Raw genomic sequence first — 22,020 nt, forward strand, 5'->3', positions numbered from 1 at the left:
TTCTTTTATGGCTAAAAGGTTATGTTAGATTGGTTTTGGTGTATGTTTTATTTTTCTTTTTAATTCGCCCAATTACTGAGTTCCTAACACTATTCGATTTTTTGCATGACATAAAAGACGAGACACTAATTCTTACGGTCATTTTATTAGATCTTCTGATATGCTCTTTTATCATTAAGTCGATTCAACATTTTTTTAAGAGGCTTCAGGATGCCGAATAAAACCACTAAACCAGTTCAAACAACTTTCCTGGTAATGGCCTCGTAATGCCTTTTAATTCCATGGTCAATAAAATACTAGCAGCCTTGAAAATGGGCATTTGGCATTCTAAAGCAATGACATCTAATAACTGCTTATCGTTTTCTTTAAGGAAATTATAGATCACTTTTTCTTCCGAAGTTAATTCTACAAACAGTCGTTTTTGTATTACTGGTTTTTTAAAATCTTCTAATTGCCAATTAAGCATATAAGCAATATCTAAAGGGTTAGATAATAGATGAGCTTGTTGAGTTTTAATCAAATTATTACAACCAATGCTTTGATTGTCTGTTGCTCGACCAGGAACGGCAAAGACATCGCGATTATAAGAATTAGCAATATCTGCTGTAACGAGGCTCCCTCCTTTTGATGCAGATTCTATCACAATAGTAGCCTCGCTAATGCCAGCAATAATTCGGTTTCGTTTTAGAAAATTATTGCGATCAAAACTTGATGTGCTCCAAAAGTCTGTAAGAAATCCACCATTTCGATTAACATCTGTCACGTACTTTTTGTGCGATTTAGGATAGATTTGATTCAGCCCATGCGCCAAACATCCAATGGTTTGGAGTTTGTGTTTTATGGCCAATTTATGCGCTGTGATATCTGTTCCGTAGGCAAAGCCAGATACGATGACAGGATCAAAAGCAGCGAGTTGATCAATAAGTTTTTCACAAAAACTCACACCATAACTCGTAATTTTTCGAGTACCAACAATACTAATAAGTCGTCGTTTTTGTAGATTGATATTTCCAGATTGAAATAATACCATTGGACCATCAATGCAATGTTTTAATTTCGTTGGATAATCGTCATCAGTAAAATATAGACATGTGATGTCATTATCCTTAATAAATTGTAATTCGGTCTCAGCAGCTTTTAAATGTTTGGATGCGCAAAGGTTTTTAATCATCGTAAGACCGATACCGTCTATTTTAAGGAGATTGGTCTTCTTCTCTTTTAAAACGGCTTCAGCAGAACCACAATGACTTATCAGTTTTTTGGCAGTTACATCTCCAATTTTAGGAACATGTTGCAAGGCAAGTATATATATCAAATCTTGATTTGTCATGTATAGTATATTTTCTATATGCAAGAAACAAAATTTTACTTGTTAATAAATACTTATTCGGAAGTTTTATTCGCATTTAAAAATTTTTAACTTTGTTTTTATGCAATTAGAGACTTACATCAGCGATTTATTATATAGATATGATTGTGTTATAGTACCACAATTTGGTGCGTTTTTAACACATCGTGTTTCGGCAAAAGTACACGAAACAACCAACGCCTTTTATCCACCTAAAAAAGCATTATCGTTTAACGAACAGTTGCAAAATAACGATGGGCTATTGGCTAATTATATTGCTGAAATTGAAAAGATTCCTTATGCGGTTGCTGTAGAAAAAGTAGTTAAACAGGTAAAAGCAATCAAGTCATATTTAGTTGAGGGAGAAACTATTGCCTTACATAATATTGGAGACCTCGTTTTAAACACTGAAGGAAAAATTAATTTTGAACCTTCACTTCATATTAATTATCTCACTGACGCTTTTGGATTATCTCAATTTACAGCTTCAGACATTACAAGAGAAGTCTATAAAGAGCATGTTGAAGAACTTGAAGAGGCTATACCATTAACCATAACTCCAGAAACTCGTAAAACCAGACCATATCTTAAATATGCTGCAGTAGCGTTAATTGCCTTAACCTTTGGAGGTTTTACGGCTTCCAACTATTATGTAAATCAGATTGATGAACATAACCAAATGGCTCAGGAAGAGGCCAATCAACAGATGGACATTAGAGTACAAGAGGGTACGTTTATCATTGATAGCCCTTTGCCTGCTGCAACACTTAATGTAGAGAAGCCTTCTGGAAACTATCATATTGTTGCTGGAGCGTTTCGGGTTGAAGCCAATTCTGATAAAAAAGTACAGCAACTTAGAGACAAAGGGTTTAAAGCTCGTAAAATTGGGGTAAACCGTTACGGACTTCATGAAGTTGTATATTCTAGTTTTACCGATAGAATTGAAGCCTTAAAAGCCTTGAGAACCATTAAGCGCACGCACAATAGTGATGCGTGGTTATTAGTAAAAGCATTAGACTAATTCACCAATAAAAGCCCATTATAATTGGTTACCTAAACAACGTTTTAGGTAACACTTTTATATTTCCTTATAATTTCATAAAATCACTTAGTTAAGATTTAAATTCATCTTACCTTTGCAGGAAATTAAACGTTTATTTTAATGGAGCCAAGAACAGCTTTTCAGTCTAAAACCATCATGACCGATTTGGTACTTCCAAGTGAAACCAATCCTATAAATAATCTTTTTGGAGGTGAACTTTTAGCACGTATGGATCGTGCTGCCAGTATTGCTGCTCGTCGTCATAGTAGACGTATTGTGGTTACTGCATCTGTAAATCATGTTGCTTTTAACAGGTCTATTCCTTTAGGGAGCGTCGTTACTATTGAAGCTAAGGTCTCTAGAGCATTCACAAGCTCTATGGAAGTGTATCTTGATGTATGGATTGAAGATAGAGAATCTGGTGAATGCATTAAAGCTAATGAAGCTATTTACACTTTTGTAGCTGTTGACGAGACAGGCAGACCAGTAAAAGTACCTCAACTTATTGCCGAAACTAAGCTAGAAAAAGAACGCTATGATGCTGCTTTGCGTCGTAAACAATTAAGTCTAGTGGTTGCCGGAAAAATGAAACCTAGTGATGCTACAGAACTAAAAGCTCTGTTTGTGTAATTAAACCTTTAACTCTTGTATAGGTCTTATAGTAGAATCAAATCTTAAATACTATGAGAACTTTAGTCCTTATTTTTTCGGTTGCCTGCCTTTTAAGTTTATCATCTTGTGCCACACGCGTTGTAGCTAAACCTGCAACAGTAACGGTTGTAAAAACTCCGCCAAAACACTATAAAATAGTAAGAGTTAAAGGAAAACGATACTACTTCTGGAATGGTAAACACTACAAAAAAACGAGAAGAGGTTATGTTATTGTAAGAGTATAAATCGTATTACTGAAACATTAAACACGTTTAGAATGACTTCTAAATTACATTTTGTAAATCCTAAAGTTATGTTTCAAAATGCGGCTACATTTTGTAAATCCTAAAGTTATGTTTCAAAATGTTACTACATTTTGTAAATCCTAAAAGTTATGTTTCAAAATGCGGCTACATTTTGTAAATCCAATGCGCTGGATTTTGAGGTTTTGAGTCTTTAAAAATGGCAAAACTTAATACTGTTTCTCCTTCAGCATTTGTAAATACTTCTCCTATGACTTGGTTTGTAGTTACCTTTTCTCCCTTCTTAACATATATCTTTGATAGGTTTCTATAAATAGTAATGTAATTACCATGTCTAAGCATAATAATAGGGTTTCCGTTTTTAACCACAATAATTCTTGACACCTCACCATTAAAAACTGCTTTTACTTGAGCATTTCGTCCAGTGGCAATCCTAACACCAGTACTTTTAATTTCTATTGTGGGATCTATGGGAGAGCGTTGTGTTCCATATTTCAAATTCACGACACCTCTTTCTACAGGCCATGGCAATTTCCCTTTGTTTGATGCAAAGTTTTTAGCAATAAGCTTGGCTTCTGGTGTTAAAGCAAATCCTTTTGATGATGATGATTTTCCAGCTTTTCTATTCGACTTAGCGATTTCCTCTCTAATAATGCGGTTAATCTCTCTATCTATTTCATTAATTTCCTGTTGTTTCCTCTTAATTTTAGTGGTATAAGAACTCATGCTTTTGCGAATAGTCGACATAAGTTTTTCCTGTTCTTTTAACTCTTTTTCAAGTTCTTTTTTAGCAAGCCTGTTTTCAGCAACGAGTTGATCTTTATCCTTTTTTTGACGTAATAAATCGGTATTTAATTCTTGTAATTTTTGGGTTTTTGCTTTTATTAGGTCGCCTTGTTCTTTTTGATAATCTGCATATTGTTTTATATACTGTAAACGTTTGTAGGCTTGTCTAAAATTTTCTGAAGACAACAAAAACATCACCCTACTCTGTTCCGATTTGTTTTTGTATGATTTTACAATCATATCGGCATACTCCTTTTTCAATGTTGTTAATTGATCTCTTAAACTAGAAATTTCATTCTGATTGGCATTAATTTCTCGCGTTAATAAATTAGCCTGATCATTAGTAACTTTAATCAAATTTCGTCTAACACTAACTTTATGATTTAAATCTTCCACTAAAGAAATCACAGATTTTTCCTCTTTCTTGTTCGAAAACAATAAAGCATTTAGTTGTTTTAATTCATTCTGAAATTTAACACGTTTAGCTTCTAAGGCTTTTTGCTTGTCACTCTGAGCTGCTACAAAAAAACAATTGAGTAGTAAACAAACAACACATATGTATAATGATTTATTTCGCATTTTCTAATACAATTTCATCAAAACCTGAAGGGATTTTGAATGGAAACCTCACCTCTTCGTTTACCGAAACCGATTTATATTCCATGACGATATTCAATTCTTCAGTATCTTCAACAGCTATTATCTTCATATTTTGAGGCAGGATTTCTTTGTCTACTTCCTGATACCCTAAATAGTCAATTTGCAAAAAACGTTTTTTTGATGGTTGCAATAGTTGTTGAGAATCCATTTTAAAATGAGAGGGGTTAAACAACAAAAACAACTCTAAAAATAGGTCTTGATTTTTTGGCTGTAATATATACGATGCTTCATTGGTAGAGATGATATACTTATCATCATTTAAATCGTACAGTGGTTCTCCTATCAATAAACTTTGAACTTTATCGTAGTTGAGTTCTATACCTAAAAGATTGCTTAACAACTCATAATCTCCATCAAAATATTGATTGTTTATTTTATCATAAAACTTCACATTATTAGGTGTAATCATTGCTCTTGCTAAGCCTAAGGTGGCGCTTATCCAAATGGTTTTATCTTTTTCCATTCTAAGATTCACTGTATAAGAAGACTCTTTAAGGTCTTGAATAATATCAATTTTAACCTTAGCTTGAAGCGTTTTAAATCTAGCGTCACGCTTTCCATTTTCTTTAATAAGTTGTTTTGCAGATAGATTAGAATCTACTTTTCCAGATGCTACAACACTCCGTGTCGATTTACAAGAGGTTCCAAACGTTACAAATAAACAAAGTAAACTGATTTTTAATATCTTCATATATTATTGATCTTTCAATAAGGCTGCAGCCTTTTTAGCAAACGTCTCAGATTGGGTAATATTATTAATCTGTTTATACGCTTCACTTAATTGTTTGTAGAAATCGGCTTCCATTTTTGGGTTTTCTACAACGTAGTCAATTCCCATTTCTAAGCTTTCAATTGCCTTTTCTGGTTTGTTAATTTTGTTATTAGCGACACCATTAATTAAATATAGGACAGGTTGTGCCGGAAATATATCAAGGGCTTCCATACTTTTTTTTGCGGCTTCGGCATTTTTATTTAAATCCACCTGAAGCAGTAATACATCTCTAATAATTTTAAAATCATTAGGTTCCTGTTTCAATGCTTCTAAGTAATAACCTAGCGCCTTTTCTTTATCGTTAGACTTTAGATAATATGCTCCAAGCTCTAAAAGAGTTTTCACGCTTTTATCTTCGCTTACAAGTGTGGTGATTTCAACCAAATCTGATTCATATTCGGGGTTTTGACCTACAAATTTCACAAAATCGTTAAGCACTTTTGTTTTGGCATCAGCCTTTATATCTGGACTTGTTAAAACAACTTTAATAGAGTTTATAGCGCTAGTAGTATCACCTTCATCTAAGTAGAATTTATATAAGGCTAAGTGCACTAATTGTGATTCAGGATTAATGTTTTGCAAACGTTTTGCTGCATCAAATGCTTTTTTTGTTTCACCCGTTTCGCTATATCTAAAAATGAGTCTTAAGTAATTTGATTCGTCTTCAGGATTACTCTTTACTCGTTCTTCTAAGTTTTCAATCCGATCTTCATCATTTCCTGTGATGTTATAAATTTGATTTCGGAGGTAATCTCTATCTTGACTATAACCCAATTGCTCGTCCATTTCGTCGAGCAATTTTAAAGCATCTTTATATTTTTTAACGCGAATATAGAGTGACGCCAAGTCTTGCTTATAATCTGGATGAAATCTCACTAATTGCTTTACAGTTTTTAAAGCTTTGTTCATTTCATTTTGTTGGATATAAACGTCATATAATTCGTCTAAAAACCATTCGTTATCGGGAGATTTAGACACTGCTTTTTTTAAGGCATCTTCTGCTGCTCCAAAATTCTTAAGGGCTTTGTAGTTTTTTCCTAATTCGAAATATAATACAGGGTCGCTATCTTTAAGTTCGATACATTTAAGAAGAGCATCTGCCGATTTTTGATAGTTCTCAATTCCCTTTTGTTTTAGAGCTTCAAAGAAATATTCTTGAAACTTATCTTCTACATTTCCTAAATCATCGTCAGGACGCTTGTTGAAATCAACTTGCGCAAGTGTAATCCTAGGAAATAGGAACATTCCGAAGACTAGAAGCAGGATATATAATTTAGTTTTCATTTTAAAGGGTATTCGCTATGGTTGACTAGTGTTCAACAATTATTCCAAAATAGAATAATCTCCAATACTAATAGCCTTAAAGCCACCATCATAGACAACATGATTTCCAATCATAGCATTGTCTAAATTAGCGTTTTTAATACTAGTATGGTTTTGAATTAAGCTATTTTTAACGCTTGAATCAGAAATCACGCAATTGTTACCAATAGATACATTAGGTCCAACCGTTGCATTATCTAATACTACATTCTCACCAATATAACAAGGCTCAATTATGTTTGAGTTATTATTTTTAACAGAGTTAGCAATCATTTGTTCTTCACCATCGGTCTTTAAAAAGCCTAGCATTTTAGCATTGGTTTCTAGAGTTACCGTCTTATTTCCACAATCCATCCATTCGTCAACGGTTCCTGTTTTAAAAACTCTTCCATCTGCCATCATACGCTTTATACCATCGTTTATTTGGTATTCGCCTCCATTCATAACGTTTTCATCAAGAACTTCTTGTAATTTATCTTTTAAAACTTCAACATCTTTGAAATAGTATATCCCTATAACGGCTTGGTCGCTAACAAAAGTTTCAGGTTTTTCAACGAGTTCAATAATCTCTTCATTGGTATTAAGTTTAACTACCCCATATGCTTCTGGGTTGGCTACTTTTTTAGTCCAAATCACACTATCTGCACTTGGATCTAAGTCAAATTCGGCACGAATAAGTGTATCTGCGTAAGCCACTACTGCAGGACCAGACAGTGATGGTTTTGCACACATAATGGCATGGCCTGTTCCCAAAGGTTGGTCTTGGCGGTAAATAGATGGTCTTGCTCCCAAACTTGTTGCAAGTTCTTTTAAACTATCAACAACATCATCACCAAACCAAGCCGGGTCTCCTAATACAAAAGCAATTTCTTCAATAGGTTGTTTTAGAACTTTCGCAATGTCTTTAACTAAACGATGAACTATTGGCTGACCTGCAACAGGGATAAGTGGTTTTGGTACTGTTAAACTATGTGGTCTTAGTCGAGAGCCTCGACCTGCCATTGGTACTATTATTTTCATATTATTATGCCTTTTTAGGCCATCTATTTTTTAATTGATTGTTTTTTACTTTACTCCAGTGCTTCCAAATCCGCCTTCGCCTCTAGAGGTTTCTGAAAGCTCATCAACTTCTATCCAATCTGCTCTTTCGTGCTTAGCGATTACTAGTTGCGCGATACGTTCTCCATTGTTTATAACAAAATCTTCACTAGATAAATTTACCAAGATTACCCCTATTTCACCTCTATAATCTGCATCAACTGTTCCAGGTGCATTAAGAACAGTTATTCCCTTTTTAGCCGCTAAACCACTTCTAGGTCTTACCTGAGCTTCATAACCAATTGGGAGCTCAATAAATAACCCTGTACCAACGACACTTCGCTCTAAAGGTTTTAATATCCTAGGTTCAGATAGATTGGCGCGCAAGTCCATTCCGGCCGATGCAATAGTTTCGTAATGTGGTAAATCGTGATTAGATTTATTAATAATCTTTATGTGCATGCTTTCAAATATTTCAGATGTAAAAAATTCTAGCTTCTTTTAAGTAATAACTTTAACTCCTTTCTCTCTAAAAAGACGATTAAGGCTAAGTAAAGTAACAAAAATACAGTTCCTAGTAAAATATCTCTATCAAAATAGTAATAAGTTATAAAACTTAATCCAGCACTTATTATGAGGTAAATACCTATGCGGCTAATATCATATGGAACAGGGTAATACTTTCTACCCAATAGGTAAGATATTAGCATCATCAATCCGTAGGCCATAAGTGTTGCATAAGCACTGGCCATAAAACCAATTTTAGGAATAAATATTAGATTAAATGCTATAGTAATCGCCGCTCCAATCAACGAAATATACATTCCAAAACGGGTTCTATCTGTTAGTTTGTACCAAATGGAAAGGTTGTGATAAATCCCTAAACAAAGGTTTGCGAGTAATACAATAGGCACAATATCTAATGCTAATAAATAGCTTTCTTTTTTTATGAAAATTGGTCGCAATAGGTCGATATACACCACTACAATCATTAAACCAATGGCGCCAACAATAGTAAAATACTTCAATATTGTGGCGTAGGTCTGTTGAGCATTTTCTTTATCCGCATGATTAAAGAAAAAAGGTTCAGCTCCCATTCTAAATGCCTGAATAAAGAGTGTCATAAACACGGCTAGTTTATAACAAGCACTATAAGCCCCATTTATAAATTCTCCTTCTAATTCTGGTAACAACCATTTATCTAAATTTTCGTTGATTACAAATGCTAGACCTGCAACCATTATTGGCCAACCATAATTGAGCAATTGTTTTAATATACTAGTGTCAAATTGAAGCTTTGTTTTAAAGAAATAAGGCGATACTAAAATTAAAACTACAGCACTAGCAATAAGGTTTGCAATAAAAATATATTCTACATCATTATTTACATTAAATACGTTTTTTAGACCTTTTAATCCGAAAGATTTGGATAGTAAAAGCACATTTAGTGCTACAATTATAAGCACGTTAATTAACTTAATTAAGGCAAACCTAATTGGTCTACCAGTAACTCTCAAGTAAGCAAACGGAATCACAATTAAGGTGTCAATGAGTGTAATTCCAACAAGTAAAGTATAAAAATCAGTATTGATTCTTAAGGTTTCTGAAATTGGTATTCGAAACAAAAACAAGAGGGTTCCAAAAAACAAAGTACTCAAGACAATCGTAATCATTGCCGTTGATAACACTTTGTTTTTATCCTTGTTCCTACTAAAAAATCTAAAAAAAGAAGTTTCCATGCCGTAGGTTAGAATGACATTGAAAAAAGCAGCAACTACATAAAACTCTGTGTTTTCAGAATAGTCTTCATTAGGCAATACGTCTGTATGTAATCGTACTAATAAGAAGTTAATGAGTCGTGGCAACACAATTGCCAAACCATAGATAACAGTATCTTTTAAAAAAGTTTTTAGTACGCTCAAAAGTTTTAATTTGTTCTGCTAAAAATACGTTTTTAGCAAACGTGAACCAAGGATAGTTATTGCTCGTTTGGTGGAGCGCTAGGAAAATTTATTGGTGCTTTTTGTTTAATATTTGAAATTTTATAGTATTGCGTTTTATTTCTTTTTTGATAACTCACAACACATTCATCATCATTTAAATCGAAAGAAATAGACGTCTTATTCATTGGCATTTTATTAGCGTATTCTTCTTTTGAGTCACTACTTAAAATAACATCTTCAACCTGGTTTGCATGTGTTCTAAATAAGCCTATATATAGTTGTTTATTTCCTGATGATAATTCAAGTTTAGTCATTTTACCCTTAAAATATACACTATCTAAAGCAATAGAGGTATCGGTAACAGGAATATAAATATTTACGCCCGAACCTCCATCTTTAATCCCTGCTGCCCAATATTGGTAATACACTTGCCCAAATTCTGTAGGCGGTTTGTTTTGTAATTTCTGAGAAGAAGAGCATTGAGAAAAACTTGCCATAAGTATAAACATTACTAGTAAAAATGACGCTTGTTTTATAAATTTCATTTTAAAATAATTAACTATTATAAATATACAATTTCAAAATTAGTGCCATAAAAAAAGTCTTGCTTGAATAAGCAAGACTTTAAAGTTATTATAATGCGATATTAATTCTCATCGTCATCAAGAGTTGCCATTCCAGATGAAGCTGTTTCTAAATATAAAGATGGTGGGCCATTTTCATAATATGTTCCTGCCACTTCATTTAATTGGCTAGTTTTATAATACTTTACAACTCCATTTTCAATATAGCTGATTACGCACTCATAATCTAATAGTTCAAATGGGTAATCATCTGGGCGTTCGGTCTTTTTAAACGTGTATCCTTTAAAGGCGTTCTCAAGAACTGCAACGTACTTTCCTTCTTTCTTAACTAGTTTACCTTTTAAGTTTCTAAAATAAATACTATCAATAGTTACATTCTGATTTACGTTAGTCAAAGGAAGGAAAACATTCAGACCTGTTGTTCCAACTTTAATTCCTGCATACCATTCTTGAAAGTAAACAGGTTTGAGTTTAAACGGAGCTTGATTTTCAAATTGTGTCGTGGCAATTTTGGGGCTTGCACATTGAAAAGTAGTCGAAATAATGGCTACCAGAGCAATGGCAAAAGTCAACTTCTTAAATAATTTCATGTCAATTTCGGTTAAGATTTGGAGGGTTAATATAATTAATATATTGAGTTTAATCGATTAAATATTCTTTTAATCGATTATCTGTAATTATTTGTAAGATTTTAGCACTTTCTTAAAACTTAATAAGACCTACCCTTAACGTTGATTTAACCGTATTAATTACTCAATCCTTTTAATATTATAAGTTCTTTTTTGATTTGTTTTCTAATAAAAAGTACCATTAACAATAAGACAACTATGGCTGAAGATTTAATATAAATATAAAACCCACTTGATAAATTATCCTTAAAAGAAGGTAATAACATAATAAAACCCGCACAATAGAGTATTATAATTATTGGTGTTACAATGTAATGTGTTCTTATTCTCTTTTTATAATAGCTTATCATATTTGAACTGAAAACAGATGAGTTTTCAGTGATATCAATTTCTTTTAGCTTTTTAATACTAAAAAACTCAATAATAACTCTAATTAATAAAGCGCTTATCATTAGTAATAAAGCAAGGGTAACAGTTGCATTATTATGAGCTTCTATATAGAAGAAAAAGCCTATCAAAACTAGTACTGTAGTTAACAAAACAAAATTTGCAATTCCTTGTTTTCTTTTGAGAATATTCATCTTCTGAACTATTAATTCAGGTCCATCTTTAGGTGTATTTTGTTCTGGTTGTTTCTCCCATTGGGATTTTAGATCCTTAAATGTTGTCATTTTTAACGCATTTAGTTAATTCATTTTTAATTCTATGGATTCGTACTCTAATGGCCTCGTGAGATAAACCTGTTATTTCTGCAATCTCTTTTTGAGGTAATCCTTCAAGTTCTAGTAGAATTATACTCTTGTTCTCTGGTTTTAAACAACCTATACATGAATACAGCTGTTTCAACTTAATGTCCATATTAGCAGAAGTATTTTCTAAAGGTTGCTCTAAGTGATTCAGGTGATCTGATATTCCTATCGTTTTTTTCTTCCTTAATTCTAAAAGACATGTATTTACGGCAATTTTATAAATCCATGTAGATATACTAGATTCCTGTCTAAACGATTCTAGGTTTTGCCAAACTTTTATAAAGACCTCCTGTGTCAAATCTTTTGATAACATCGTGTCTCCACTAGTATACCCTAAGCACAACCGAAGAACTTTATTATAGTTGGCTTCATAAAGGTGTTTAAATTGGTGGTCTAACGATTTCATTTACTATTGTAGTTCTTCATTAATAGTCTTTAAAAGCCATTTGGGTTGATCGAACATAATGAAATGAGCCGATTCTTTAGCATATTTAATCGAGTATTTCTCTAGGTTCTTATACTGTTCTTTATAGGTTTTCTTTACATTATCTTCTCCATAAGGTTGTGTAGCGGCAAGAATTGTTATAGGAATTCTAATTTTGGTTATAGGTTCTCTTAAGTCTAATTTAAGCAAATCGGTATAGCCATAAACATATGTTTTTCTATCTGCTTTTAATATCCATGCTTTGATTACATCATGTTTTTCTTTATTTAAGCACATCCCTGTTGCCATTTGTGTTGCCATAATCTCAAAGTTATTGGCATCCATATCTAGTAATCTTTGATTATAAGGGTTATCATAAACAATGGTATCACTATTAAAGTTCGGAATCATTAAGGCGCCCGCTGAAGGAAGTGCATCTACAACAATAATTTTATTATATCTGGCATTCTCATCTATAGCTAACCATAAACCTAAAGTTCCTCCTAGGCTATGACCAATTATAGTTGCTTTCTCTAGTTTGTTTTCTGTAATATATTGGTCTATCCCTTCTCTAATTTTAGAAAGCCATGGTTTCTCTATGGCTGGTACATCTCCAAATCCAGCAAAAGTGAACACATGACATTCATTTGTTTTAGATAATTCTGTTACAATCTCCTTCCAAACATCTCCTGTACATGTAAATCCAGGAAACAGTAGTATAGGTTTACCTTTTCCTTGAACTTTTACATCAAAGGTTTTAGTTTGAGCTTGAAGCCCGATGCTAAGTGTACAAATTATGAGTAATAAGATATTCTTAAATGTTTTCATATTGTTTTGTTTTAAATTGATTTTTCTCTTTAGATACAAAACCATGAAAATGTTACAGATTAAATTTAAAACATAAAAAACCCAACTCGTACGAGTTGGGTTTTTTATGTTTGTGCGTACCAAAACTATATCAATACGACAACTTAATAAGTATTAGTTGTTTAGCGCTTCTGCTCCACCAACAATCTCTAAGATTTCATTAGTAATCGCTGCTTGACGAGCCTTATTATAAGTTAATTTCAATTGATCTCTCAATTCTGTAGCGTTATCTGTTGCTTTATGCATAGCAGTCATACGCGCACCATGTTCTGAAGCAAAACTATCTCTAACAGACTTATACAATTGTGTTTTTAATGACTTAGGAATAAGTTGTTCTACGATCTCAACCTTTGAAGGTTCAAAAATATAATCTGTATTCGTGTTAGTTTCTCCTTCCATTGGTACAATAGGTAAAAACTGCTCTGTCATTACAATCTGCGTTGCTGCATTTTTAAATTTATTGTAAACGATTTCAATCTTATCGAAATCACCTTCAACAAATTTATCCATTAACATTTCAGCAATTTCAGCTACATTATCAAAAGTTAACTCATCAAAAACTTCGCTCTTGTTAGCGATAACACGATCTGTTTTCTTGAAAGCATCGTTAGCTTTTTTACCAATAGCTAAATACGACACCTCTTGATTTGCATAAGTGTCATTTGTTAGATTTGTAACCTCTTTAATAATGTTTGAATTAAAAGCACCTGCAAGACCTCTATTAGAAGTAATTGCTACTATAAGTACTTTTTTAACTTCACGCTGTGTCGCAAACTTACTTCCAGAATCTCCATCTAAAGTAGCACTCAAACTCTGTAAAAGTTCTGTCAATTTATCTGAATAAGGACGCATTGCCGTAATAGCATCTTGAGCTTTCTTCAATTTTGCAGCAGATACCATTTTCATAGCACTTGTAATCTGCATCGTTGAAGATACTGATGATATTCTATTACGTATTTCTTTTAGATTAGCCATATTTTGAAATATGAAAATATCCTGTGTTCAAATTGAGCACAGGATTATTAATTATGCTCTATATTTAGCTGATAAGTCGCTCGCTACAGTTGTTAATGTATCTGTAACCTCATCAGTTAATTTTCCTGCTTTTAAAGTGCTTAAAACATCTGAATGCTTAGCCTTTAAGAATTCAATGAAATCTCTTTCGAATTCTTTTACCTTGTTCACAGGAACGTCTTTTAATAAGTTTTTAGATCCTGCATAAATAATTGCAACCTGATCTTCAACTGTAAACGGATCGTTTTGTGCTTGCTTTAAGATTTCAACGTTACGTTTACCTTTTTCAATTACGTTTAAAGTAACAGCATCTAAATCAGAACCAAACTTAGCAAATGCTTCAAGTTCACGGAACTGAGCCTGATCTAATTTTAATGTTCCTGATACTTTTTTCATTGATTTAATTTGTGCATTACCACCAACACGAGATACCGAAATACCTACATTAATTGCTGGACGTACACCAGAGTTAAATAAATCTCCATCTAAGAAGATTTGTCCATCTGTAATAGAAATTACGTTAGTTGGAATATATGCAGAAACGTCACCTGCTTGAGTTTCAATGATTGGTAAAGCCGTTAAAGAACCACCACCTTTTACCATTGGTTTTAATGCCTCAGGAAGATCATTCATTTCTTTTGCAATCGCATCGTCATTGATGATTTTTGCAGAACGCTCTAATAATCTTGAGTGAAGGTAGAAAACATCACCAGGATACGCCTCACGTCCTGGTGGGCGACGTAGTAATAAAGATATCTCACGATATGCAACGGCTTGCTTTGACAAATCATCAAAAACAATTAATGCTGGACGACCAGTATCTCTAAAATATTCTCCAATAGAAGCTCCTGTCATTGGTGCATAAACTTGCATTGCAGCAGGATCTGATGCATTTGCAGCCACTATTGTCGTATATGCTAAAGCTCCTTTTTCTTCTAAAGTCTTAGCAATGTTTGCTACAGTTGAAGCTTTTTGTCCAACTGCAACATATATACAATATACAGGATTACCTGCATCATAAAATTCTTTTTGATTTAAGATCGCATCGATACAAACAGTTGTTTTACCTGTTTGACGGTCACCAATTACCAACTCACGTTGACCTCTACCCACTGGAATCATAGCATCAATCGCTTTAATTCCTGTTTGTAACGGCTCTGTTACTGGTTCTCTGTAAATAACACCTGGTGCTTTACGCTCTAAAGGCATTTGGTAAGTTTCGCCAGCAATTGGTCCTTTACCATCAATAGGGTTACCTAAAGTGTCTACAACACGACCAACAATACCTTCACCTACGTTTACAGAGGCGATACGTTCAGTACGTTTTACTGTAGATCCTTCTCTTACTCCTACTGAAGCACCTAATAATACAATACCTACGTTATCTTCTTCAAGGTTAAGAACGATACCTTCTAATCCACCATCGAATTCTACTAATTCTCCGTATTGAGCGTTAGCTAATCCGTAAGCACGCACAATACCGTCACCTACAGTTAATACTGTTCCAACTTCGTCTAATGAAGCACTCGCTTCAAAACCTGAAAGTTGTTGTTTTAAGATTGCTGATATCTCAGCTGGTTTTACTTCTGCCATCTTATTCTATTTTGACCCCTCGTTTTGCTTAGGGCAAGTTTAATTTAATGTAAATTCTCTTTTTAATGTATTCAATTGATTAGCAATACTTGCATTATACTGGACATCGCCCACACGCAAAATGAAACCACCTAAGATGCTTTCATCTACTGTATTTTTAATCTCAATTTTATCAGCACTTGTCAATTCTTTTACCTTGGCAAGTACTTTGCTTTTTAAATCATCTGTTAAAGGCACAGCTGTAGTAACATTTGCTACTTCAATATTCTGAGACTTTTCATATAATTCAACATATTTAGAAGCAACATCTCCTAAAATGTTCATACGTTTATTTTTAACCAAAACATCTAACAAGCCAGAAAACATTGGGTTTGCTTTAGGAAACACTTTTAATAAAGCATTTTTCTTATCAGTAGACTTAATTACAGCACTTTGAATCATGTCGTTTAAGTCTTTGTTGTCTGCAACAGATTTAGCGATTAGCACCATATCCTCATTAACGGCTTTCGCTGTATTTTGAGTTTGAGCTAAGTCTAAAACTGCTTTCGCATAACGAATTGCTGCTCTTGTTCCTGCCATGGCTTTAGTTTAATTTTGCTTCACCTAACATTGTCTCAACCAATTTTAATTGCTTGTCTTTGTTAGATAATTCATCTTTTACAACTTTTTCTGCGATCTCTACAGATAAGTTAGCTACTTGTGCTTTAAGATCTGAAATTGCGGCTTGCTTTTCACTTGCAATTGCAGCTTGAGCTTGCTCAATAATTTTGCTAGCTTGTGCTGAAGCTTCACCTTTAGCATCTTCAATCATCTTATTTTTAAGCTCTCTCGCTTCTTTAAGCATTGCTTCACGTTCTAAACGTGCTTCTTGTAATAACTTTTCGTTATCTGCTTGAAGGTTTTCCATTTCTCTCTTAGCATTTTCAGCAGAGTCTAATGCATTTTTAATCCCTTCTTCTCTTTCATTTACTGCATTTAAAATTGGCTTCCAAGCATATTTTTTAAGCAATAATAAAAGGAGTACAAACAATAATGTTTGCCAGAAAAATAGTCCTAAAGAAAAATCTTCTAATAACTTCATAATATATAATTGTTATATCAATTTAATTTTCAATAAAAGCAACCTTGCAACCAACCGTTACAAGGTTACTTTTTGGTTTTTAATTATACCGCAAATAATGCAGCAAATCCAATACCTTCAATTAAGGCTGCTGCGATAAGCATAGCTGTTTGGATCTTTCCGTAAGATTCTGGTTGACGAGCGATTGCTTCCATAGCAGAACCACCAATTTTACCAATACCAATACCAACTCCAATTACAACTAAACCTGCACCTACCATTACTGGGATTTCCATAATAAATATATTTAAAAATTAAACATTCAATATTTAGTATTCTTACAAGTGCTGTATCTCACCTTCATGTTCTTCGGCATGCTCGTGAGTTTCAGCAGCAAAACCAAAGTAAAGTGCCGATAACATTGTAAAAATATATGCTTGTAGCAATGCTACTAATATTTCAATAAGTGAAATTGCAAAGGCCAATCCAAATGATAATGGGCTTCCAATAACGCTTTTGAAAATAAACATTAAACCAATTAAACTCATTAATACAATATGTCCTGCTTGCATATTTGCATATAAACGTATTAATAATGAGAATGGCTTAATAAAGATTCCTAAAACTTCAATAGGAATTAATATAATGTACAGAACTACTTTAGCGTACCAAGGCATAGAGTTCCCTAATGGATCAAAAATATGCTTCCAGTAATCTTTCGTTCCTGTAAAATTCGTTAATAAAAAAGTTAATATCGCTAACGATGCTGTTACGGCAAGATTTCCAGTAACATTAACCCCTAATGGCGTTAAACCAAAAATATTTAAGAACCATATAAAGAAAAATACGGTTAGTAAAAACGGCATATATTTCATGTATTTTTTCTCACCAATATTTGGAATAGCAATGTCATCTCTAATATAAAGTACAATAGGCTCAAAGAAACGACCAACACCCTTTGCAATACCTCCATTTTTACCATATGAACGCCCTAAACTTCTAAATAAGAAAAACATTAACAAGCCCGTAAGGATAATCATCACAACACTTTTTGTTATTGACATATCAAATGGTTTTGCATTTGTAGGCTTATGGTCTTCATCATAATTGATGGTTCCGTTAGCATCTGTTTTATAAATGTGATTGTGATATAGTTTATAGAAGTTTCCATCAACCTCAGCTAATTCTTCTCCATGATGGAATTTTGATGACGAAAAGACTTTTAATCCTCCATCCCAAAGAATAACTGGAAGCGGAAAACCAATATATTTATGTTCGCCTTCGTCGGTTGTATATGAGAACAAACTAAAGTCATAAGAATCTTTCAAGTGGTGTTGAATATACTCTTTGATTTCAGATTTTTTATCTCCTTTCCCTTCACCTTCACTTGCAAACGAAGTAAAGGATACTAAAAGTAATAATAAGGTAATTGTCTTAACAGTTATTTTTCTATGCATATCACTTAAATAATAGTGGCTTAAAAATCGCTGCAAAGGTATGGTTTTATATCAAAAACAAAAACTATTTTGAACTTTATTTCTTAGGGTGTTTTTGTTTGTTAAAAAAGGCGGTTCTATTCTAATTTATTTAACCATTTTGCCAAGCTAGATGTTTCAATAATTAAACTCAAAAGGTAAGGTATAAAAAAGGCGGCAAACTCTAATTTAGATATGGTCCCATCTGCTTTATAGGCACCATAAAATAAAATAAAAAACACAGCAAATTTTACTAAACTTCCGGCAATAAACAAAAAGCCTAGTTGTTCTTTGTATTTGTCTTTCATTTTTTGCAAGAATGCAAAGATTAAAATAGCTAAAATGCCATTTACAATGTAAGCAAGTACAATTTTATTGTCAAATAATGGATATTCTAAATACTTAAGTGTTAGTACATGAAGTCCAAATACAACGACAAGAATTAATATAATCTTTAAGGAAAATTTTAGTAGCGATTGATTCATTTATTTATGAATTCGATTAAGTTGTTTAACAACAATAAAAAGTGAGATGGCAACACCTGCAAGTGTACAAAATATAATGAACATTTTTTCGCCATCATTGTATGTTGCATCAAGCCATTTACCCAGCATGACAAAGCCATAAATAATAGCTCCCATTTCTAGACCTATGCCTGTTAGCATTAAAGCTTGTTTAAGCGGTTTGTCCTTTTTCTGTTGGTCTTGTTGGTGGTTTGATTGTGGTTTGTTGTCCGGTTGCTCCATGACTTGTTTCTTTTAGGCTGCCTTTCATAGAACATGTGGCGTTAAAAGTGGCTCCTGGTTCTACTGCTAATTTACCAACGATCACTTCACCTTCAACATGCGCTGAAGATTTTAATGATAGTGTATCTGAAAGCAATAATTTGCCCATAAATTTTCCTTCAATATCGGCATTTGCGCTTTTTAATGTTCCATTAATGATTCCTGTTTTACCAATAACCACCTTTCCTGGTGTTTTGATATTTCCTTGAATTGAGCCTTCAATTCTGAAATCGCCTTCGCTAATAATATCTCCTGTAATAACAGTGCCTTTAGCAATTGTGTTCTGTTGTGAAATTGTTTCTGAAGCCATACGTCCTGTTTTTTTGTCTGAAAACATAGGTCTAAGTTTATTGAGATTCTAGGTATTCGTTTAAGTTTTTATGTCGTTGTACAATTTCGTAGTTAGGCGAAGAAATTGAATAGAAATTTCGGTCAATTTTGTTTTTGCTCTCTTCTAGGATCTCGGCAAAACCTGCTGCTCCTTGAATACTGGTTAATCCATGAACTACCACAAAGACTGTATTGGCGTCATAGATGTCTATAGACGTAGATAGTTCGAAATAGTTAACTTTAGAGATCGCATCGTTTAGTTGTTCTACAAAGTCTTTTATTTGGTCTTTCTCATCGTTATTGAAAGGGTATAATACATTAAAATGTTTTGTGGCATCATTACTCACAAATTCCTTTTTCGCTAAAATAGGAATCACAGATTTCATAATCTCCTGAGCCTGCTTTCCTTCATCGGAGTTTGGATAGGTTAGGGCAATAAAGTTTACGCCGTTCTTATAGGCTTCGAAACCATGTAATCTTCCATTAGCGGATGCCTTTAAAATTTCAAATTTTGGCACCATAGGATCCCCTTCAAACTCTGTAATATATTTTTCGGATTGCGAAATAACTTCTGCATATTCCTGATCACCAAACTTCTTAAATAAGCCTTCATATAGACTCTCTGGGCTATTTTCATCTTTGGCAAATTCTGAACGCGGGTTTAATAGTATTTTTGCATATCGCGAATCTGGGTAATTACTAACGATATCTGATTTCATAGCATTAGCTTTACTGCTTAGGCCCAATTCAGTATATATCTTTTGTAAATTGTATTTAGAAGGTAATATAAGTCGATCTTCTGGGTTATTTTGTAAAAGTGTTTCGAGCTTATTCATAGCTAACTCATACTCTTTGAATTTCTCTTTGTAAATCACACCTAATTGATAGTAGGCATAATTTCGGTCTTTGGCTAAGCTATCAATAACCTTTTGATCTGTAGGAATCTTAGAAATATAAAATTCTGGGTCAAATTTTTCATTTTCAGAAGCGCTTGCTACAATATCATTAGTGCCTGCAGCAGCTCCTCCAGGTCGAGATTTAGAATCTGAAAGTCTCCAGTTGTCTTTTAGCGCTCTATCTCCCCAAATTTTTACAAACTCATTTTTTCCAAAAGCAACTGTTGTTGAATTGTAAAAATAAAACTCTTGCTTTTGTCCTTTACTGGCCGTTGGGTCTACTCTTACAGATTTTCCTGATTTATTGACACTATTATTATTTGTTGCCAATCCTGAATTTGCCGATTTAAGACGTTCGGCTATTTCAGCCTTTTCTTTTTCAGCTTCAGCAATGGCTTTTTGTTTGTTCGTATAATCTGTAAAATAGGCCAATCGCTCATCATCAGACATATTAACTAATCTTAGAATGCTATCATTAGCCTGTGCAATATCCTCATAGTAGATAACATCTTCTAAGTTCTCTCGCTTTCGCTTAATTATGCGATAAGGTCTTGAATTAAGTTTCATATTGGTCATAGTACTGTCGTAATAAGCACCTGCCCTTTTGTATTTAGCTTCATCGAAGCTCATATCACCCAACGTTGCATAATCTCTAGACATCAATTCTTTATCTCCAAGATTTGTACGCAATGATTTATTGTAATAAGCGACTGCCAATGAATCACTTTTATTAGCTCTGTGAAACTCTGCAATTCGGTAATAAATTTTATCTAAAAACGGACGATTCTCTCGGTCTTCTTCGAGGTCTGTTAAATAGTCTAAAAACTCAGTTTGGTTGCCAGTTTCCATATCAAAATTATACGATTTGGCTAAATGCGCATTAATATAATATGGTCTAGGAATTTTACGATGCATGTCTATCACTTTATCAAAAGCGATATTGGCACTGTCTTTTTCACCAAACTCGTTATACAATTGCCCGATGATATAATTGAATCGTGCTTTTTCCTTATTCTTTTTGGTAAATTCTGCTGCTGTAGCTAATTCAACTAAAGCACTATCTTTAGATTTTATATTAATATAGGCTTGAGCTAGCATTGAAGTGGCATCGGCTAAATCTTGATCTTCAAGTTCTTCTTGATCTAAAAGGCGTTTTAGGTTTTTTATAGCCAACTGATTATTTTCTAATCTAATATTAGCCTTTTCCCTCCAAACTTTTGCGGTGTTAATTTTATCACTAGCTGGGTATTTGTATAAAATATAGTTGAACGCTTCCAATGCAGGAACAAATCGCTGGTCAAAATAACGTGCCTGACCCAGTAAAAGATAAGCTTCGTCAATTTGAGGGTTATACTCTTTCCCTTTTATATTCATTCCATGCTTTTGTACCGCCTTAATAGCCTTTTCTTCCGCACGCTCGAAATCTTGATTTTTAGATTGACCTGGCAATACGATTTCTTCTGAAAGTTGCATGCGTTCTATTGGTAAGAGTTCCCAATAGTTATCAGTTGCCGCATTATCAACAGTTTCTCTTCCTTTTTCTAACGCAATATTTCCGTTATAAAGAATGTTATATTTCGTGCCTAAAGCATGAAAATTTCTATTGATAAACGTGTCTTTTTTACGCGAACAACTTGTAACAATAAGCGTCACGCAAAACAGTGATATAAAGAATTTTAAAGATGTATTCAAGTGGTTTAGTTTTTTGTAAATACTATAACTAAAATCGCTTGCATATATTATGCAATGCTGTAAAAATAAGCATCTTTTTGAATTATCACCGAAAAA

25 protein-coding genes are annotated in these 22,020 nt (G+C 33.3%); 3 read left to right on the forward strand and 22 right to left on the reverse strand.

Annotated elements, in window-relative coordinates; all coding sequences use genetic code 11:
- Window positions 1-226 precede the first annotated feature (226 nt).
- The gene (gene dprA / locus Q0787_RS04490; RefSeq protein ID WP_298901050.1) at window positions 227-1,330 is read right to left on the reverse strand and encodes a DNA-processing protein DprA; all 1,104 of its coding nucleotides are present in this window, start codon (window positions 1,328-1,330) and stop codon (window positions 227-229) included.
- A gap of 100 nt (window positions 1,331-1,430) precedes the next feature.
- Here dprA and Q0787_RS04495 point away from each other — a divergent pair, with 100 nt between their 5' ends.
- The 3 genes from Q0787_RS04495 to Q0787_RS04505 all read left to right on the forward strand — a co-directional run bounded on the left by Q0787_RS04495 (window position 1,431) and on the right by Q0787_RS04505 (window position 3,286).
- A complete protein-coding gene (locus Q0787_RS04495) occupies window positions 1,431-2,369 on the forward strand; it encodes an SPOR domain-containing protein (protein WP_298901052.1) in 939 nt (312 codons plus the stop codon).
- Window positions 2,370-2,510: 141 nt separating this feature from the next.
- The gene (locus tag Q0787_RS04500; RefSeq protein ID WP_298901053.1) at window positions 2,511-3,020 is read left to right on the forward strand and encodes an acyl-CoA thioesterase; all 510 of its coding nucleotides are present in this window, start codon (window positions 2,511-2,513) and stop codon (window positions 3,018-3,020) included.
- A 53-nt stretch (window positions 3,021-3,073) separates the two neighbouring features.
- Window positions 3,074-3,286: a DUF6515 family protein gene (locus tag Q0787_RS04505; protein WP_298901054.1), complete on the forward strand. Its 213-nt coding sequence runs from the start codon at window positions 3,074-3,076 to the stop codon at window positions 3,284-3,286.
- A 165-nt stretch (window positions 3,287-3,451) separates the two neighbouring features.
- Here Q0787_RS04505 and Q0787_RS04510 read toward each other — a convergent pair whose 3' ends face one another.
- From Q0787_RS04510 to Q0787_RS04610, 21 genes are all read right to left on the reverse strand, one after another.
- On the reverse strand, window positions 3,452-4,669 hold the full coding sequence (locus Q0787_RS04510) for a peptidoglycan DD-metalloendopeptidase family protein (protein WP_298901055.1): 1,218 nt from the start codon (window positions 4,667-4,669) through the stop codon (window positions 3,452-3,454).
- Entirely contained in the window at window positions 4,659-5,441 is a 783-nt protein-coding gene (locus Q0787_RS04515; protein WP_298901056.1) for a DUF4292 domain-containing protein, read from the reverse strand. Before Q0787_RS04515 ends, Q0787_RS04510 begins: the two co-directional genes overlap by 11 nt.
- Before the next feature lie 3 nt (window positions 5,442-5,444).
- Window positions 5,445-6,806, reverse strand: a complete 1,362-nt coding sequence (locus tag Q0787_RS04520; protein WP_298901057.1) for a tetratricopeptide repeat protein — start codon at window positions 6,804-6,806, stop codon at window positions 5,445-5,447.
- A gap of 39 nt (window positions 6,807-6,845) precedes the next feature.
- Window positions 6,846-7,865 carry a sugar phosphate nucleotidyltransferase gene (locus Q0787_RS04525; RefSeq protein ID WP_298901058.1) on the reverse strand — a complete coding sequence of 340 codons (1,020 nt, stop codon included), beginning with the start codon at window positions 7,863-7,865 and terminating at the stop codon, window positions 6,846-6,848.
- A gap of 45 nt (window positions 7,866-7,910) precedes the next feature.
- Window positions 7,911-8,345, reverse strand: coding sequence for a dUTP diphosphatase (gene dut, locus Q0787_RS04530; RefSeq protein WP_298901059.1), 435 nt, complete (start codon window positions 8,343-8,345; stop codon window positions 7,911-7,913).
- A gap of 29 nt (window positions 8,346-8,374) precedes the next feature.
- Window positions 8,375-9,805, reverse strand: coding sequence for an oligosaccharide flippase family protein (locus Q0787_RS04535; RefSeq protein ID WP_298901060.1), 1,431 nt, complete (start codon window positions 9,803-9,805; stop codon window positions 8,375-8,377).
- Between the two features lie 56 nt (window positions 9,806-9,861).
- Window positions 9,862-10,371: a hypothetical protein gene (locus Q0787_RS04540; protein WP_298901061.1), complete on the reverse strand. Its 510-nt coding sequence runs from the start codon at window positions 10,369-10,371 to the stop codon at window positions 9,862-9,864.
- Between the two features lie 101 nt (window positions 10,372-10,472).
- Window positions 10,473-11,000: a hypothetical protein gene (locus Q0787_RS04545; protein WP_298901062.1), complete on the reverse strand. Its 528-nt coding sequence runs from the start codon at window positions 10,998-11,000 to the stop codon at window positions 10,473-10,475.
- Window positions 11,001-11,155: 155 nt separating this feature from the next.
- Window positions 11,156-11,710: a hypothetical protein gene (locus Q0787_RS04550; RefSeq protein ID WP_298901063.1), complete on the reverse strand. Its 555-nt coding sequence runs from the start codon at window positions 11,708-11,710 to the stop codon at window positions 11,156-11,158.
- Window positions 11,697-12,194, reverse strand: a complete 498-nt coding sequence (locus Q0787_RS04555; protein ID WP_298901064.1) for an RNA polymerase sigma factor — start codon at window positions 12,192-12,194, stop codon at window positions 11,697-11,699. Before Q0787_RS04555 ends, Q0787_RS04550 begins: the two co-directional genes overlap by 14 nt.
- A gap of 3 nt (window positions 12,195-12,197) precedes the next feature.
- Window positions 12,198-13,040 carry an alpha/beta hydrolase gene (locus Q0787_RS04560; protein ID WP_298901065.1) on the reverse strand — a complete coding sequence of 281 codons (843 nt, stop codon included), beginning with the start codon at window positions 13,038-13,040 and terminating at the stop codon, window positions 12,198-12,200.
- Window positions 13,041-13,193: 153 nt separating this feature from the next.
- Window positions 13,194-14,054, reverse strand: a complete 861-nt coding sequence (gene atpG / locus Q0787_RS04565) for an ATP synthase F1 subunit gamma (RefSeq protein WP_298901066.1) — start codon at window positions 14,052-14,054, stop codon at window positions 13,194-13,196.
- Between the two features lie 51 nt (window positions 14,055-14,105).
- On the reverse strand, window positions 14,106-15,686 hold the full coding sequence (gene atpA, locus Q0787_RS04570; RefSeq protein WP_298901067.1) for a F0F1 ATP synthase subunit alpha: 1,581 nt from the start codon (window positions 15,684-15,686) through the stop codon (window positions 14,106-14,108).
- 39 nt (window positions 15,687-15,725) lie between these two features.
- Window positions 15,726-16,265, reverse strand: a complete 540-nt coding sequence (gene atpH / locus Q0787_RS04575) for an ATP synthase F1 subunit delta (RefSeq protein WP_298901068.1) — start codon at window positions 16,263-16,265, stop codon at window positions 15,726-15,728.
- 4 nt (window positions 16,266-16,269) lie between these two features.
- Window positions 16,270-16,770, reverse strand: a complete 501-nt coding sequence (locus tag Q0787_RS04580) for a F0F1 ATP synthase subunit B (RefSeq protein WP_298901523.1) — start codon at window positions 16,768-16,770, stop codon at window positions 16,270-16,272.
- Between the two features lie 80 nt (window positions 16,771-16,850).
- Window positions 16,851-17,042, reverse strand: a complete 192-nt coding sequence (gene atpE, locus Q0787_RS04585; protein ID WP_033959615.1) for an ATP synthase F0 subunit C — start codon at window positions 17,040-17,042, stop codon at window positions 16,851-16,853.
- 42 nt (window positions 17,043-17,084) lie between these two features.
- Complete coding sequence (gene atpB / locus Q0787_RS04590; RefSeq protein WP_298901071.1) at window positions 17,085-18,203, reverse strand: F0F1 ATP synthase subunit A; 1,119 nt, start codon at window positions 18,201-18,203, stop codon at window positions 17,085-17,087.
- 116 nt (window positions 18,204-18,319) lie between these two features.
- Window positions 18,320-18,706: a DUF6168 family protein gene (locus Q0787_RS04595; RefSeq protein ID WP_298901072.1), complete on the reverse strand. Its 387-nt coding sequence runs from the start codon at window positions 18,704-18,706 to the stop codon at window positions 18,320-18,322.
- Window positions 18,707-18,886, reverse strand: a complete 180-nt coding sequence (locus Q0787_RS04600; RefSeq protein ID WP_298901073.1) for an AtpZ/AtpI family protein — start codon at window positions 18,884-18,886, stop codon at window positions 18,707-18,709.
- A gap of 10 nt (window positions 18,887-18,896) precedes the next feature.
- Complete coding sequence (locus Q0787_RS04605; protein WP_298901074.1) at window positions 18,897-19,343, reverse strand: polymer-forming cytoskeletal protein; 447 nt, start codon at window positions 19,341-19,343, stop codon at window positions 18,897-18,899.
- Between the two features lie 10 nt (window positions 19,344-19,353).
- Window positions 19,354-21,924, reverse strand: a complete 2,571-nt coding sequence (locus Q0787_RS04610) for a tetratricopeptide repeat protein (RefSeq protein WP_298901076.1) — start codon at window positions 21,922-21,924, stop codon at window positions 19,354-19,356.
- Window positions 21,925-22,020: the final 96 nt, after the last annotated feature.

This window comes from uncultured Psychroserpens sp. (assembly GCF_947492715.1).
Lineage (GTDB): Bacteria > Bacteroidota > Bacteroidia > Flavobacteriales > Flavobacteriaceae > Psychroserpens.